A 16,616-nucleotide genomic window follows, 5' to 3' on the forward strand; every position below is an offset into this window, starting at 1 on the left:
CAGAACACATGTTCTTGTGATTGTATATAGGGGGAGGCGTAATTAATGGGTGAGAGGACTAAGAAGTTACGAAAAAGGACACTAACGGACCAGGAAGTAATTAAGTTATATAAAAAAGGTAAAAGTACAACTGAAATTGGAAAATGCGCTAATGTATCTTCCAGGTATGTAAGAATGGTGCTGCATAAGCATAATGTAGAAATGCGTTCATTTGGCAGTTGGAAGCGAAAGTATTCCATGAACGAAGATTATTTTAAGACGTGGTCTAATAATATGGCTTATATATTGGGTTTTTTCGTTGCGGACGGCACAGTTGCCCGTGATATGCAGTCTATTAGTTTTGCACAAAAGGAAAAGTATATTCTAGAGGATATAAGGAAGGAAATTGGATCTGAACAGCCTATTTATAAAAATGTGAAGACAGGTGTTCATTTTCTTACATTAAACAGTAAAATAATGAAAGAAGACATGATGACAATCCACGGGGTTATGCCGAATAAATCCAGTCAAATTATATTTCCAAAAGTTCCAAAGGAGTATATGAGTCATTTTATTAGAGGTTATTTTGATGGAGATGGATATATAAATTATCATAAGTATTTTATTAGTTTTGTTGGAGGATCAGAAACCTTCATGGTTTCACTCAGAAACGAAATTAACAACTTAGGATTTGAAACTAATTTAACAATGCACGATACTTATTTTCGAGTATATGTGAGTGGCAGAAAAACAATTAAGCTCTTCACTGATTGGATGTACAAGGATAAAGGCTTATTTTTAAAAAGAAAATATAACGAGTCACTGTTAGAGACATTACCAATAGAAAAATTAAAAGATAGAGGTATTAAGGTACATAAAAATGCAATAAGGGAAAGAAGACTTAAACAAAAGAATTAAAAGGGAATAGTAACCATTAAGATGTGAAAACATCTTATTTCTTTTTAAAAATTCTCGAGTAGACATAACATATCTTATAGGAAGTTGTATCAAATTTAATAAAATACATCTCAATAACTAAGTATACTTTTGATAGTGAGATAAAATTAAAAATCACGCTATATATTTATAACGTGATTTCTTGATCTTATTTTTCGCCAATATACTTAGCAGCTGGTCTGAAAATCGTATTATTGTTTATTTGTTCTGTTGCGTGCGCACACCAGCCAACAATTCTGCTGGAACTGAATATTGCTGTAAATAATGATGAATCTAACTCTAACGACTTCATAATTGCAGCAGCATAATATTCTACGTTTGTGTAAAGTTTCTGATCTGGTTTATATGCCTTCAATATTCTGATTGTTTCTTGTTCCGTTTTGAATGCTAAATCAATCCAATCCGGAATATCTGCTAACTCGATTATTTTATCTTTTAGAGCTTCAGCACGTGGATCAAACGTTTTATACACTCTATGGCCAAATCCCATAATTCTTTTATTATTTTCTAGCTTCTTGGTAATAACTTCACTTATATTATTTTCAGTACCTATTTCCTCGAGTAATTCGATAACTCCAGATGGTGCACCGCCATGTAATGGTCCCTTCATCGTTCCTAAAGCACTTGTTACCGCAGCAATCAGATCACTTTGTGTAGATATAGTTACTCTCGCGGAAAATGTCGATGCATTCATACCATGTTCCATAGTCATAATCATATAGGATTCAAGCATCTTAACGTCCGATTTATTTACACTGCCAACAAGCATAGTAAGAAAGTTTTCAACATGATTTAGGTATGAGTCAGGTTCAATTACTCTCATAGAACTTAAACTGCGATAACGGTAAGCGATTATTGTTGGCATGATTGCTATAAGCTGGATAGCATCAGTATCACTAGCTAATGACGATATTGCAGTTCTCAGAACATCCATCATAGATAAATGTTTTGGTAAGCTATCAATTATCGTTTTAACGTGGTTAGGCAATTTGCGATAATCCTTTAACGTTGAATTAAAAACAGCGAGTTCTTTATTAGTTGGTAATTTACCATACAGCAAAAAGTACGCGACCTCTTCAAATGTGTTATTTTTTACAAGGTGTTGAATGGATGTACCTCGATAAATCAATGTTCCATTTTTGCCATCGATGTGACTTAACTTTGTTTCCGTAACAATTATTCCTTTTAATCCTGGGTGGTACATTATACACTCCCCCTCCCTCTTATTGGTAATTCAAGTGTATATCAATTCAGTCATTATTAAAATTTAATTATTTTTAGTATAATAATAAATATATTTTATTAATGAGGTGTTAGTTATCGATACACGAACATTAAAAACCTTTATTTTAGCTGCAGAACAGGAGAATTTTAGGATTGTTTCTGAGAAACTGTTTATTACTCAGCCAGCTGTAAGTTCTCAGATAAGGCAATTGGAAAAGGAAATTGGTGGCAAGCTATTCAATAAATGTGGCAGGCATATAAAATTGACTGAATTAGGTCGATTATTTCATACTGAAGCAAAAGAAATTGTTGCACAAAGCGAAAGAAGTTTAAGTCAAATCAGCAAATTCCAACAAGGCTTTAATAAGACACTGCGTATTGCTATTTCACCTTTGCTAGCAGATACGATCCTGCCAAGTATCTTAAGAGAGTATACAAAGGAATTTCCTCATGTTGAATTATCAATAAAAGTGTTGGAGTCAATGGAGATAGCTTCTGTGGTAGAAGAAGGAATTGTGGACGTAGGATTATCCTGTTTACCTGGTGAATCAAACGTGAGCTGGATAAAACTTCACGAGGAGTCTGTTGGTCTTGTATGTAATCATGACGGCTATGATGAAGAATCTGGCCCTATAGTTGACGCAAAAGAGGTATTGGAGAGTAATATTGTTTTAACAGATAATCATCCCTCGTATTGGAACAATCTTAAGGAGCAACTGAAATACACATTATCTTCATACCAGTTTATGAGCGTTACACAATCTCACATAGCGAAACGTTTTGTGCTGGAAGGCATTGGTGTAAGTTTTCTGCCAAAATCAATAGTAAACCGTGAAATAATCGAGGGCAGGTTGATGGAAATACCTGTTTTCTTCATGGAATTGCCAACAGCTAGTATGTATATAATTTATAAATATGAACATGAAATTGAAAGTGAGTTTGTAAAATTTATATCTGATTTTCATTTTAGTTAAAGCAGAAGCAGCCAATTTGGCTGCTTCTCAAAACTCATTACTTGTCGATTTCAATTTTCGGTAATGGTTTTTTAGCGGGTCCCTCGATAACTTCGCCAGTATAGGAAAATCTTGATCCATGGCAGGGACAATCCCAGGTTCGGTCTCCTGAATTCCATTCGACTTCGCATCTTAAATGGGTACACGTAGTATCTATTGCATAAAGATTCTCTTCCTTATCTTTGTAAACTCCGGTCCTTTGTCCATTAATTCGTGTAACCGTAGCATCATCAGGGGATAAATCGTCTAAATTTTCATCTCTTCTATCCATTTTTCCTTTTACCATATGTTTTGCTACATCTGCATTAATGCCTGTGAACTGGCGCAGCGCAGGATCCCCCTGAAAACGAGAAGGTGTAAATAAATCTTTGTAAAGTGTATCTTCTTGAAGAATCATATCGCTAATCATTTTTGCTGCCAACGTACCATTTGTCATGCCCCATTTTCGGAATCCTGTTGCAATAAAAACGGATTGTTGTGCCTTAGTAATGGGACCAATATATGGGACCTTGTCCAATGTTATTAAGTCCTGTGCTGACCAACGATTAACAAACTCTGATATCCCAAAATGCTCTCCGGCATACTCCTGTAGTGCGTTATAATGATCCATTGTCGATTTGCCCTGACCTGTTTTATGGCTTTCTCCCCCTATCAGCCATAAATCATCCTCTGCAATACGGATTGATCTGGTTGGATTTTCTGCATTGATATACATTCCTCCGGGATATTTTTTGCTGGATTTACCGGCTACTACATAAGATCGATCAGCATACATTCGAGTTGGATAGAATCCTTGTCCATCGTAAAATGGATAATGAGAAGCCTCAATTACATAACGGCATGTTATACGATTTCCATCTTTCAATATAATTGAAGGATGTTTGTTATATTCAATATCTGCTGCAATAGTATTTTCATAAATTTCAAGCCCGTTTCTGACGCCTTCTTTCAACAATGCCTTAAGGTATTTTAATGGATGGAATTGTGCCTGTCGCTTCATTAATAATGCTGATTTCATCGGTATATCAAGTGGCATGTTTTTAACTAGTTCACTGGGTATTTCCAATTGGTCATATGCTTTCTTTTCGTTCTCTAATTGGGATATGTAAGAGTCATCATTCGTGAAAACATAGGCATCCTCCTCTTTAAAATTACAGTCTATCTTATGCTCTTTAACGATGTCCCTAATTAGTTTTTTAGCTTCTGATGCACCTTTGTAATATAAGGAAGCTTTTTTGGAACCAAAATGCTCGATGAGTTCATTATAGATCAGTCCATGTTGTGCAGTGATTTTTGCTGTGGTATGACCAGTTGTTCCATTCAGTATTTTGTTGGCGTCAATTAAAGTAACCTTCACACCTTCACTTGCCAGTAAATAAGCAGCTGTGATTCCTGTTATACCACCACCTACAATACCAACATCAGTTTTTATGGATTTATCCAGTGACGGATATGAAGGTAATTCTACAGAATCCCGCCAATACGGCTCAGGATTCTCTGGTGATTTCATGTTATGTGACATCGATACCGAACTCCTTTATGGTGTGACTGTAATCTCTTTTTTATTTTTATCAGTAATTCGATAATTATACATTAATGTTAAGGAATAACGCTTCTACATAACAAAAAAGAACTGAAGTTACTCAGTTCTTTTTTGGCAGTTAAAAAAGTATAACTACATCTTTACTGCATCATTGATATTATTTTACTTTGTTTTTATATTGAGATCTTGAGCGATATTGCTGGGGTGACCTCGCTGGATATGTTACAGGAATAGTATAAAAATGAACTAAACGTGTAAACGGAATTGATGCGAATAACCCGAAAGCTGTCAGTGTGTGTAATTTAAAGATGAACGGGATATTTCCCATTAAGTGATATTGCGGATCCAAGTAAAATAAACTTCTAAACCATGGACCAATAGATGTTCGATAATCAAATTCCTGAGGTGTTGCATTTTGAAAAACGGTCATATATGTTCCAATAACCGAAACAATCAGAAGAGCTATGACCGAATAGAAGTCTGCAAACGTTGCATGTATCCTGACTGGATCAATAGTCATTTTTCGAATCAGTAAGATGATCAATCCTGCAACTACCATTATACCTGCAAGAGAACCCCCATAAACTGCTCCAATATGGTACAAATGGTCTGATACCCCTATTGCATGATAAAACTCCATTGGGATAACAACTCCCATGACATGTCCAATAAACGCAAAAATAATCCCAAAGTGAAACAAGGGTGAACCAATTCGAAGCCATTTTTTTTCAAAAAATTCCGTTGATGGTGCTGCCCATGTCAATTGTCGAAATGCAAAGCGATTTAATAAACCAACTATCATAATAACTAAGGTTATATATGGGAAAATAACCCACCAGAAAATTTCACTCACACATTATCCCTCCTTTGTGGTGATATTAATTACTTGTACATGATAGGATATGGTAATTCTTCCAGATCCGCGTCTTCTCTTTCAAATTCCAATTTGGCAATTTCTTCTTTTGTTGGTTCAGGGAACACATTTTTTCTTAAAATGTACAATATATTGTAATAAGGATTATCAAGCGGAAGACTGCTGATAATTCGCTTTAATGCAACTGCGAGACGTCTTATCAATCGATCATTGTCCTGACTGTCTGGAGCGACTGCCAGGAACTCAAACAACATTGGAATGTAATCAGCTAATTCATCATCTACCCTTTCAAATCCTGCATCACTGATAATTTTTTGCAGCCGGATGAATGCAGCACCTCTTTTACTGCTATCACCTAATTCATGCGCAGTTAAATATAAGCCATGTTTAGCTTTTAAGTCAAATGTTGATACATACAACTTTTTTAGTTCCTCTGGTGATAATCGATGAAACGATTTTAATGCCTTGTCTAATTCTTTCTGTAATTCTGGTGATTTTATATTATCGTTGATACAATTGCTTATATCAATTTGTTCATTAATGAAATTATCGTCAGGATAGGCTAACAGACGGGAACCAATAATGAGTATAGTACGCTCCTGCTCTTCCATATGTTTATCTACCCTTTCCAAAAGCTGTTGTTACTACACCCTCTGGTGGTGCTAAATCTTCCAGACTGCAAGCACCCTGCTCATAGTAAAGTTCGTCCTCGCCATCCATTTCTCTCCGGCCAGTCGGAATAACAAATCTTTCATTATACTTTGCAATACCTAGTAACCTTGCCATATCCTCTATCTCTTCCGGATCTGTGTCAGCCTCATTTAAAAGCTCACTTTCTCTAAATTCATCGATTCCACCCACTGTTTTACCTCGCATATGAACTCGCATAGCTATTAATTTAAGAAGTACTTTACGTATTACCTTTGTGTCATCGGCAGCAAGTATGGAAGCTAGGTATTGAACGGGAATACGCATCTGATCAACAGCAGGAATATACCCATCAGTGTCCAATTCGTCTTCATTTGTAATATGGTTCATTATTGGGCTAAGTGGTGGTACATACCAAACCATTGGTAATGTACGGTACTCCGGATGTAGTGGTAATGCAATTTTCCACTTTATTGCCATCTTGTATACTGGAGAATTTTGTGCCCCATCAATCCACTCATCATTAATACCAGCTTTTCTAGCTTCCTCGATTACTTCTGGATCAAATGGATCTAAAAATACAGAAAGCTGTGCTTCATAAAGGTCTTGTGGGTCTTCAACAGATGCAGCATCTTTCACTTTATCCGCATCATACAAAACTACACCAATATAGCGGATTCTTCCCACACATGTTTCAGAACAAATGGTTGGCATTCCAGCTTCAGTTCTTGGATAGCAGAAGTTACATTTCTCAGCTTTATGTGTATTCCAGTTATAATAAACTTTGTGATATGGACATCCACTCATACAAAAGCGCCATCCACGACATGCCTCCTGATCGACCAAAACGATTCCATCTTCATCACGTTTATATAGTGCGCCTGAAGGACATGAAGCGACACATGATGGATTCAAGCAATGTTCACAAATTCTTGGTAAATACATCATAAAGGTTTTCTCATACTGCATTGAAATATGCTCTTGTAATTTTTCAACTGTTGGATCCGTCGATACAATTTCTGTTCCACCTGCAAGATCGTCGTCCCAGTTTGGTCCCCATTCAGGCTTGTCAATGAATTCGCCAGTAATCTGAGATTGTGGTCTAGCGACAGGCAGATTTTCACCTTTAGGACTATTTATCAAGTTTTGATAATCATAAGTCCATGGCTCGTAATAGTCATCCATAGTAGCCATATCGGGATTGTAAAAAATATTCATTAGTTTGGAAATAGGTCCACCTGCTTTAAGCTGCAGCTTACCGTTTTTTAGAACCCAACCCCCTTTATAGTGATCAGAATCCTCCCATTTTTTTGGATAACCAGGGCCTGGACGAGTTTCCACATTGTTAAACCACATATATTCTGTTCCGGGACGGTTTGTCCATGTATTTTTACATGTCACTGAACAAGTATGGCAACCAATACATTTATCCAAGTGCATAACCATTGCTACCTGTGCCTTAATTCTCAAGCCAATCAACCTCCTTAAGTGCTCTAATAACAGCAATTGTATCTCTTTGATGTCCTGTTGGACCATAATAATTAAACCCATAACTTAATTGTGAATAACCGCCAATCATATGTGTTGGTTTCAGTGTTATACGAGTTACACTGTTATGAGTTCCGCCGCGTTTTTTGCTGATTGAAGTTGCTGGTACACCCATTGTACGGTCCTGCGCATGATACATATAGGCCATACCTCTAGGTATACGATACGTAAGAACAACCCTCGCAGCAATCGCTCCATTTCGGTTATAAACCTCAACAAAATCATTATCATTTAGATCAATCGACGCGCCATCTTCTTCGTTCATCCAAATCGTCTGCCAGCCTCTGAACAATGTTGACATATGTGTGGTATCTGTAAACATTGTATGAATTCCCCATTTTTGGTGTGGTGTCAGATATCTGACAGTAATTGATTTCCCGTTTTCTTCAACGCCTTGTTCGCTCTTCAGAAAAGGACCGTAGTTCAATGGTGGTAAATATAGTGGTAGCCCTTCACCAAAGTCGAGCATCATTTCATGATCCATATAAAAGCTTTGCCGTCCTGTCAGTGTTCGCCATGGAATATTATATTCCGTATTAACAGTAAATGGCGAATAACGTCGATGGTCTTTTTCAAGTCCACTCCAAACAGGTGTTGAGATAGCGGTACGTGGCTGAATACTTAAATCATATAATGTATGATCTTCTTCTTCCCGTGCACGGGAAATATCACCAAGCTTCTGTCCTGTTTTTGCCTCGAGTGATTTCCATCCTGCAACTGCCCGTTTCCCATTTGTTGCGCCAGACATAAGCAGAATTGCATTAATTGCTTGTTTGTCAGTATACAAGTCTGGATTTCCTTTTCCGACACCTTCTCGTCTTGATTTGCCAAGTCGTGAACCAAGTTCCTCATATACTTCTTCCCCTGGTATTGTCACACCTTTGCCACCATAACCATTTTTTACCAACGGACCGATGGAAGTCATTTTTCGAAAAACATTGGGATAGTCACGTGTAACAACCTTCATGTTCGGCATTGTTTTTCCAGGAATCGCTTCTACTTCACCTTTGCGCCAATCTTTCACCTTACCAAATGGCTGCGAAATTTCACTCTTGGAGTCGTGCGCAAGAGGTGAAGTATGCAGTTCCTCAGTAGCTGGAAGGTGTTTTTCTGCAAGTTCTGAGAATACTTTACTGATTTCCCGGAATGTATTCCAATCACTCTTAGCTTCCCAAGGCGGTGAAATAGCCGCATTAAAAGGGTGTACAAACGGATGCATGTCGGTACTGCTAATATCAAATTTCTCATACCAGGTTGCAGCCGGTAACACAATATCTGAAAAGAGACCTGGACTTGTCATACGGAAATCGACACTGACTAATAGATCAGCTTTACCTGTAGGTGCTTCACCCTCGGTTTTAACAGCTGAAGGCTGCCATGAATTTTCAGGTTCTGCAAGTACCTGATTATCTCCCCCTACTAAGTGCTTCACAAAGAATTCGTGACCTTTTCCACTATCGCCCAGCAGGTTTGATCGCCAATTAAAGAATACTCTGGGGAAGTTTCTCGGATCATCCGGGTTTTCAATTGCCCACTCAAGCTTGTCATCCTTCAGTTGACTTACAACATCGTCAATTATCTCTTGTTCAGACTGTGCTCCTCTTTCCCGGCTTTCCTTAACAATATCAATTGAATTCTTTGTAAATTGCGGATATGACGGTAACCAGCCTAGTCTGGCTGACAGAGCGTTTATGTCCGCAGGGTGGATTGAATCATATTTGTTACCCCAGTCGGTTTCTTCTTCCTCAACCGGAACAGTTTCATATCTGAATTGATCTGTATGAAAATAAAAATAAGATGTTCCGTTCTGCAGTCGTGGTGCTTTTTCCCAATCATTTGCAAAAGCAACTTGCTGCCACCCTTCTTGAGGTCGTACTTTTTCCTGGCCAACATAATGTGCCCAGCCTCCGCCGTTTACGCCCTGTGAACCTGTTAGCAGCACAAGATTAAGGATGCTTCTGTATATTTGATCACTATGGTACCAGTGATTTGTTCCGCCGCCCATTGCAATCATAGATTTTCCCTTTGTGCGTTCAGCGTTATCTGCAAATTCCTTTGCTACTTTAATAACATGTGTTTTGTTAACTCCAGTGATGCTTTCCTGCCATGCAGGAGTATAAGGTTTTGGATCGTCATAATCAGCCGGATAATCACCCGGAAGATTACGGCTAACCCCTGTATGAGCCATCATCAGATCATAAACAGTGGTTACTTTAAGTGTTTCACCTTTGTTATTTTGAATATGTTTAACTGGCACACCTCGTTCTACAATATTTCCGTTTTTTTCTGCAAAATAAGGAAACTGTACTAACGGAGTTTCATCCGGATTATCAATGAAGCTTAATAATGGATTAATAGAACTTCCGTCTTCTTTTTCCAGTTCCAGGTTCCATTTATTGTCGTCATCCCAACGAAATCCCATGCTACCATTTGGTGTTTCCAAATTACCTGTTACTTCATCCCAAACGGTTGTTTTCCACTCACTTAACTTTTGCTGATCATCTAGGTCTGATGCGCGAAGAAAACGGTTACTGCGGTATGATCCATTCTCTTCACTCAAAGTTACTAAAAATGGCAAGTCGGTAAATTTCTTTGCATACGAAGTAAAGTATGGTGTTTCTTTGTTAACATAGAATTCCTTTAAGATAACATGTGTCATTGCCATTGCTAAAGCACCATCGGTTCCTGCCCGAGCGGGGAGCCAAATGTCAGCAAACTTTTCATATTCAGCATAATCAGGACTTACACCAACAACTTTAGTGCCGTTATATCTTGCTTCCACCATAAAGTGAGCATCAGGTGTACGGGTTTGTGGTAAATTGGTACCCCAAATAATGAAATACTTTGAATTATACCAGTCAGCACTTTCGGGTACGTCAGTCTGTTCCCCCCACACTTGAGGTGATGCTGGTGGTAAATCAGCATACCAATCGTAAAAACTTAAAATGGTACCCCCGATTAATGATAAGAAACGTGTTCCAGCAGAATAACTGATCATAGACATAGCTGGAATAGGGCTGAAGCCTGCGATACGATCAGGACCATACTTTTTAATTGTATGGATGCTTGAACTGGCAATGATTTCGCACATATCTCTCCATGATGCTCGAACAAAACCACCCTTACCTCGAGCACTGACATACTTGGAACGCTTATCAGGATTTTCTGTAATATTCTCCCAAGCCTTTACAGGATCACCTGCTTGTTCTCGTTCTTGTTTCCACAATTCATACAAGTCACTGCGGATGTATGGATATTTAACGCGAATAGGGCTGTATGTATACCAGGAAAAACTTGCACCTCTTGGACAGCCTCTAGGTTCATACTCTGGAAAATCATCTCCGGTGCTTGGGTAGTCCGTCTGCTGGGTTTCGGAAGTGATAATTCCATCTTTAACATAAATTTTCCAGCTACATGAACCGGTACAGTTTACCCCATGGGTTGATCGAACTATTTTGTCATGCTGCCAGCGTCTCCGATATATATCTTCTGAATCACGCGGACGGGGACTTTCTTCTGTAAAGCCCTCATTAATCCGTTCACCGTGACGAATATGTTTGAGTGTTTCAAATAGTTTATTACTTCTCCTCATTTATTTTCACCTTCTTCATTTAATGATTGGATAGGGTTAAATCGTTCACCAAGAATTTTAAAACTGCCTGCACCTTCTTTTAATTCTTCAAGGAAGATTTTTAAACTTGGAACATTTGAGGAAACAACTATTAAACGTTCTAAGGTGTCATATTTCTCAATTGCATAAATCTCTTCGATAACTTTTGGTGGTATTTCGCCAAATCGCATCTTAAGTATTGCAATTAAGTCTTCTCGATCCTGAACATAACTAGCACCGTCTTCAAACAACATCTAAATTCCCCTTTTCTCGCTGAAGTTATTACATCTTCATCATTTTAAAATAATCTGCTATCATAACTTCTTTGCAGGCTTCTCCAAGTTCTTTTGAAAAGTCTGTTATTTCTTCATCCATTTTTTCAACAGCATCATGTGAAAAAGATTTCGATTTTTGGTGAGCGAAGCCTTCTCCATAATAAAAAATGAGTTGGTATTGTTCTGTATCTTTGATGACGTGTGCCTGGATATCATAAGGGTGTATATTATAATGCTTTTCCACTTCTTCCATTAAAAAACTGTATACATCCGGTAAAGCAACTCTTAAGAATTGTTCGTGTTCGTTCTGGATCTGTTCTGATTCCATATCAACTCACCTCTAAAGATTTTATATGATCTATGATTAATGTTCTGGAAGTACTTCCATTTCCTTTTGGTTATGAAGTTCATCAACGATAATTAATGATTGAAATTTTTGGACCACCTCATCGTTTATTCCATCATTTTTGAGGATGGACTTAATATCATTGATTATGATCCTTAACAAATTATGATCCCTGGTTAATGCAACAATATCCTCATTTAGTTCAGGCTTCTCTTCTACTAATTCCTTATACAATCCTTCTTCTTCAGCTTCAGCATGTCGAAGTGTTCTTGTTTCCCATTGTTCGACAATCACATAAGCAAGTTCCAACGCCTTTTTTGTATGATTATCGTTAACCAGCTTATCAAGGAAATTCGTCATTTCAATTGCTTCGTTTAATGCTGCTTCATGAATGGCTTTATGACTATCGACATGTTTTAATGCTGGACCAGACATAAAATAATCACCTCTTTGCGTGAAATTTATTATTTTATCGTTTATAATTTCAGATAGAAACTTATTCCATCTATTAAAATCAGCATATCATGTATCAATTAGCTGGACAATAAATTGTGTCGAAAATTTGGATTTATGTGATAATTGTCACATAAATATTGTTTTTGCAGATAATAATAATATAATACTTTCTGACTGCATGAGCGCAACTAAGAATTCCACCATTAGGGTATGGCGATGAATCAATTTTTCCAAAATTCGTCTAGTTGTTAGTAATAAGTTGTGAATAGATAGTTGCGAATGAATATATTCCATTATGTTGTTACAGTTATGTAAAAAATATGCAAAAAGGGAATTTAATGTAAAGGAGGGACTATAATGCTTGTACATGTGACTGTGAGTGGACGAGTTCAGGGAGTTGGTTTCAGATATACTACACAGCAAATAGCGATAAAATATAATTTAACTGGATGGGTTCAAAATCAGCCTGATGGTACTGTTGAATTGGAGGTTGAGGGTAATAAGAGTAGTGTAGATACATTCTTGAAAGCGTTGGAAGATAGTAATAATCAATTCATTCGTATTGATGATATGAATGTAGAAACATTAAAGGATAATAAGGATTATAAAAGCTTCATTATAAAATAAAGCCGCTCTCTTATGAGTAGCGGCTAATAATTTATTGTTGATCTTCAAAGAATTTACGATTTAAAGCGATGTATTCATTTTCCTCTTCTGGAACTTCATCTTCCATATATATAGCTTCAACCGGACAAACCGCTTCACAAGCTCCACAATCAATACATATATCCGGGTCGATGAAGAACATATCTTTTCCTTCTTCTATACAATCAACAGGGCAAACTTCGACACATTCGCCTGATTTTTCATCCTTACAAGGTGATGTAATAATAAATGCCAAGTAAAACTCCTCCTTAAATTAAAGGCAAAAATATTTATTCATACAATAATATTACAGAAACTTATCTATTCTTTCAAGCTAATTAAACACATAGTTAGGCTTTTATACATATTATTTATTATTCAATAAATCGAGGAGCGAATGTATATGGAAGTATTCATCCGACCAAATGATTCGTTATGGTATTATAGCCAATTATTCGATATTCCACTCATATTAATTAAACAATCGAATCCACAGGTCAATGCAAATCAATTATTGGTGGGACAAAGTATTAAAATGCCAGGATACACACCAATCAAGCATCAAATAAAGAAAAATGATTTGATATGGAAAATTGCAATGGAAAATAATATTCCGATAGATTTGCTATTCTTAATGAATCAGTCAATCGATCCAGCCAATCTTCAAATTGGTCAAACTATTGTAATTCCACAGCGAGTTAACAGTTTGATTATATCTGATTTCGATAATTATACGTTCGACAAAATGATAGGTGATATTAATAATTTACTGACAATTTATCCTTTTATTTCGAGACAAAATATTGGAAACTCCGTGATGGGTAAAGTTTTAGTGGAGCTGCAAATAGGAAATGGTGGTAAACAAGTTCATATAAATGGATCTTTTCACGCTAATGAATGGATAACAACTTCTACAATTATGCGTTTTGTAAATGAATATGTTCTGTCCCTGACAAATGAAAGACCTATCCGTGGGATTAATATGCTTCCATTATACAATGATTCATTACTGTCAATTGTTCCAATGGTGAACCCAGATGGTGTTAACCTTGTATTGAACGGATCGTCTGCTGCAGGTGAGCATCAGCAGGAGGTATTGGACATTAACAAACAGAATGAGGATTTTTCAAATTGGAAGGCAAATATATCGGGGGTTGATTTGAATAATCAATATTCAGCTCTGTGGGAACTAGAAGCAGAACGTAAGCCAGTTTCACCACAACCGCGTGATTATCCAGGACCTTACCCACTTTCAGATCCAGAGGCTATTGCAATGGCCAATCTAGTAAGGGAAAGAAATTTTTTACGTCTTAATGCTTTTCATACGCAAGGGGAAGTGATTTATTGGGGATTCGAAGGGCTTGAACCAGCTGTTTCTGAGGACATCGTTAATGAGTACGCTCGAGTCAGCGGTTATCAGCCAGTACGATATATAGATAACTATGCAGGTTATAAAGATTGGTTTATTCAGGACTTTAGACGTCCAGGATTTACAATAGAATTAGGAAGCGGAGTTAACCCGTTACCGTTCGCTCTGTTTGAGGAAATATACCAGGAAAGTCTGGGTATTCTGTTAGCGAATTTATATTTATAGCCTAGAGTCTAACCATCCCACAAGCATTCTATTGAATGGTTATTGTCATCAATTTTAATTAGATAAACATCTGGATTTCGAAGGTTTTTCCACGCCTCAAAGCCAAAATTGGGTTCATATTGATTTAATAACAAAGCTATCAGATTTCCGTGGCTTACAAGAATTACGTTTGTTGCATTGTCTTCTGAATGGATATTTTCAATTACTGATGTCACTCGTTTCACAGCATCATTACTTGATTCACCACCTGGCAAACTGAAGTCTAAATCAGTAAATGACTGTTCTAATACATCAATCCAGTCATCTATCGGGTCCTCGCTTAATATCCGTTCTTTTAAACGACCATCCACCTTAACCTCTATATTATTTTGTTCAGCATAAGGTTTAATGCTTTCAACTGCTCTTAAGTAAGGGCTTGAGATGATTTTGTCTATATTTATATTCTGTTCTGTAAAAAAAGCTGAAAGCAAATGCGCCTGTCGTATGCCTTCATTTGTTAGTGGTGAATCTGAGTGTTGCCCATCGGCCGCACAATGACGAATTAAATATAAATTTCTCAAATAACTCAACCCCTTCTTTGCAAGAATTAATGCAAGTTCAAAATATTTCTAAATAGTACATCAATTATAGCATTAATAGATTAAAATAGAAAATATAATATAAAAATAACAGGTCGAAACCTGTTATTTTAGTTCTTTAAAGTAGTTTTTATAAAATCCGCCGATACGATTGCTGTTATCCATAATAAAATAAAACGCTTCTGTTTCATTCTTTACCTCATACTGTTTCCCGGGAGTTAATTTATTATTAACAATAAATTTTTGGGCATCTGCGTGCACGCATTCAATTGTTTTCTCTGTATCGCGTTCTTCCCAATTTAAGTGAATCATAGTTATTTCTCCTTATCCAGTTAGTTTACATAATCAAATTACCGTTGACTTATTTAAATAGATACAGATAATTACTGTAGCCTTTTTCATCCATTTCTTCTTTTGGAATAAACCGCATAGCTGCCGAATTCATGCAATAGCGCATACCACCTTTATCTTTTGGACCATCATCAAACAGATGCCCCAGATGTGAATCAGCATTTTTACTTCTAACTTCGGTCCGAATCATTCCATGTGAAGTATCTGTTTCTTCATTTAACTGATGCGGATCAACCGGTTTGGTGAAGCTTGGCCACCCGCAGGCCGCGTCAAATTTGTCATGTGAAGAAAATAATACTTCACCTGATACAATGTCCACATAAATACCCTCTTCTTCATTATCCCAATACTCATTATCAAATGGTCGCTCGGTAGCATTTTCCTGAGTAACACTATATTGAATAGGAGTTAATTGTTCTTTTAGTTTGTCTTTATCAGGAGTTTGCTGCCAATTTCTCTTAATGAAATCTTCCCTTCCGGAACCTTTTTTATATAATTTATAATGAAATGATTGTTTCTTATAATAATTCTGGTGTTCATCTTCTGCCTCATAAAAAGTTTTTGCAGGTATGATAGGGGTGATTACTGGTTTTGAAAACTTTCCACTTTGATCCAGTTTTTGTTTTGATTGTTCTGCAATTTGCTTTTGCTTATCATTATGATAAAAAATAGCTGTCTGATAAGATTCCCCTCTATCATTAAACTGGCCACCTGCATCAGTTGGATCTATCTGCTGCCAGAAAATAGTAACAAGTTCTTTGTATGACATTATTTCTGGATTAAATGTTATTTGGACTGCTTCCACATGTCCTGTTGTGTCTGAGCATACTTGTTCATATGTGGGGTTCTCAGTATATCCTCCTGTATAACCCGACACGATATTGATGATACCCGGGCGCTCATCAAATGGTTCTACCATACACCAAAAGCATCCTCCAGCAAAAGTTGCTAATTCACTATGATTAGTCATTATTA

The 16,616-nt window shown here is 36.9% G+C and carries 17 protein-coding genes; 4 read left to right on the forward strand and 13 right to left on the reverse strand.

Features of this window, described 5'->3' with window-relative positions; genetic code table 11:
- Positions 1-45 precede the first annotated feature (45 nt).
- A complete protein-coding gene (locus tag ACE1TG_RS14350) occupies positions 46-897 on the forward strand; it encodes an LAGLIDADG family homing endonuclease (RefSeq protein WP_375053091.1) in 852 nt (283 codons plus the stop codon).
- 187 nt (positions 898-1,084) lie between these two features.
- Here the strand turns inward: ACE1TG_RS14350 and ACE1TG_RS14355 are convergent, their stop codons facing one another.
- Positions 1,085-2,140 carry a citrate/2-methylcitrate synthase gene (locus tag ACE1TG_RS14355; RefSeq protein WP_375053092.1) on the reverse strand — a complete coding sequence of 352 codons (1,056 nt, stop codon included), beginning with the start codon at positions 2,138-2,140 and terminating at the stop codon, positions 1,085-1,087.
- Positions 2,141-2,246: 106 nt separating this feature from the next.
- Between ACE1TG_RS14355 and ACE1TG_RS14360 the strand changes: the two genes are divergently transcribed.
- Positions 2,247-3,134, forward strand: a complete 888-nt coding sequence (locus ACE1TG_RS14360) for a LysR family transcriptional regulator (protein ID WP_375053093.1) — start codon at positions 2,247-2,249, stop codon at positions 3,132-3,134.
- 37 nt (positions 3,135-3,171) lie between these two features.
- Here ACE1TG_RS14360 and ACE1TG_RS14365 read toward each other — a convergent pair whose 3' ends face one another.
- From ACE1TG_RS14365 to ACE1TG_RS14400, 8 genes are all read right to left on the reverse strand, one after another.
- Positions 3,172-4,695 carry an FAD-dependent oxidoreductase gene (locus tag ACE1TG_RS14365; protein ID WP_375053094.1) on the reverse strand — a complete coding sequence of 508 codons (1,524 nt, stop codon included), beginning with the start codon at positions 4,693-4,695 and terminating at the stop codon, positions 3,172-3,174.
- A gap of 178 nt (positions 4,696-4,873) precedes the next feature.
- Positions 4,874-5,569, reverse strand: coding sequence for a respiratory nitrate reductase subunit gamma (gene narI / locus ACE1TG_RS14370; protein ID WP_375053095.1), 696 nt, complete (start codon positions 5,567-5,569; stop codon positions 4,874-4,876).
- A gap of 29 nt (positions 5,570-5,598) precedes the next feature.
- Positions 5,599-6,201: a nitrate reductase molybdenum cofactor assembly chaperone gene (gene narJ / locus ACE1TG_RS14375; RefSeq protein ID WP_375053096.1), complete on the reverse strand. Its 603-nt coding sequence runs from the start codon at positions 6,199-6,201 to the stop codon at positions 5,599-5,601.
- A gap of 4 nt (positions 6,202-6,205) precedes the next feature.
- Positions 6,206-7,708 (reverse strand): nitrate reductase subunit beta, encoded by a 1,503-nt coding sequence (gene narH / locus ACE1TG_RS14380; protein WP_375053097.1) that lies wholly within the window; start codon positions 7,706-7,708, stop codon positions 6,206-6,208.
- Positions 7,698-11,378: a nitrate reductase subunit alpha gene (locus ACE1TG_RS14385; RefSeq protein WP_375053098.1), complete on the reverse strand. Its 3,681-nt coding sequence runs from the start codon at positions 11,376-11,378 to the stop codon at positions 7,698-7,700. The genes narH and ACE1TG_RS14385 overlap by 11 nt, the downstream gene beginning before the upstream one ends.
- Positions 11,375-11,650 (reverse strand): hypothetical protein, encoded by a 276-nt coding sequence (locus tag ACE1TG_RS14390; protein WP_375053099.1) that lies wholly within the window; start codon positions 11,648-11,650, stop codon positions 11,375-11,377. The genes ACE1TG_RS14385 and ACE1TG_RS14390 overlap by 4 nt, the downstream gene beginning before the upstream one ends.
- 28 nt (positions 11,651-11,678) lie before the next feature.
- Entirely contained in the window at positions 11,679-11,999 is a 321-nt protein-coding gene (locus tag ACE1TG_RS14395; protein ID WP_375053100.1) for a hypothetical protein, read from the reverse strand.
- 36 nt (positions 12,000-12,035) lie between these two features.
- Entirely contained in the window at positions 12,036-12,452 is a 417-nt protein-coding gene (locus ACE1TG_RS14400) for a hemerythrin domain-containing protein (protein WP_375053101.1), read from the reverse strand.
- 378 nt (positions 12,453-12,830) lie between these two features.
- Between ACE1TG_RS14400 and ACE1TG_RS14405 the strand changes: the two genes are divergently transcribed.
- On the forward strand, positions 12,831-13,100 hold the full coding sequence (locus tag ACE1TG_RS14405) for an acylphosphatase (RefSeq protein ID WP_375053102.1): 270 nt from the start codon (positions 12,831-12,833) through the stop codon (positions 13,098-13,100).
- Positions 13,101-13,131: 31 nt separating this feature from the next.
- Here ACE1TG_RS14405 and ACE1TG_RS14410 read toward each other — a convergent pair whose 3' ends face one another.
- Positions 13,132-13,374: a DUF362 domain-containing protein gene (locus ACE1TG_RS14410; RefSeq protein ID WP_375053103.1), complete on the reverse strand. Its 243-nt coding sequence runs from the start codon at positions 13,372-13,374 to the stop codon at positions 13,132-13,134.
- A gap of 147 nt (positions 13,375-13,521) precedes the next feature.
- On the opposite strand from ACE1TG_RS14410, the gene ACE1TG_RS14415 reads away from it, so the two are divergent.
- Positions 13,522-14,712 (forward strand): M14 family metallopeptidase, encoded by a 1,191-nt coding sequence (locus tag ACE1TG_RS14415; RefSeq protein WP_375053104.1) that lies wholly within the window; start codon positions 13,522-13,524, stop codon positions 14,710-14,712.
- An 8-nt stretch (positions 14,713-14,720) separates the two neighbouring features.
- Here the strand turns inward: ACE1TG_RS14415 and ACE1TG_RS14420 are convergent, their stop codons facing one another.
- The 3 genes from ACE1TG_RS14420 to msrA form a co-directional block, all read right to left on the reverse strand.
- The gene (locus tag ACE1TG_RS14420) at positions 14,721-15,272 is read right to left on the reverse strand and encodes a histidine phosphatase family protein (protein WP_375053105.1); all 552 of its coding nucleotides are present in this window, start codon (positions 15,270-15,272) and stop codon (positions 14,721-14,723) included.
- 123 nt (positions 15,273-15,395) lie between these two features.
- Positions 15,396-15,602, reverse strand: coding sequence for a DUF6501 family protein (locus ACE1TG_RS14425; protein ID WP_375053106.1), 207 nt, complete (start codon positions 15,600-15,602; stop codon positions 15,396-15,398).
- A gap of 49 nt (positions 15,603-15,651) precedes the next feature.
- On the reverse strand, positions 15,652-16,611 hold the full coding sequence (msrA, locus tag ACE1TG_RS14430; protein ID WP_375053107.1) for a peptide-methionine (S)-S-oxide reductase MsrA: 960 nt from the start codon (positions 16,609-16,611) through the stop codon (positions 15,652-15,654).
- Positions 16,612-16,616 lie beyond the last annotated feature (5 nt).

It is taken from the genome of Virgibacillus sp. JSM 102003 (assembly GCF_041949995.1).
Lineage (GTDB): Bacteria > Bacillota > Bacilli > Bacillales > Amphibacillaceae > Lentibacillus.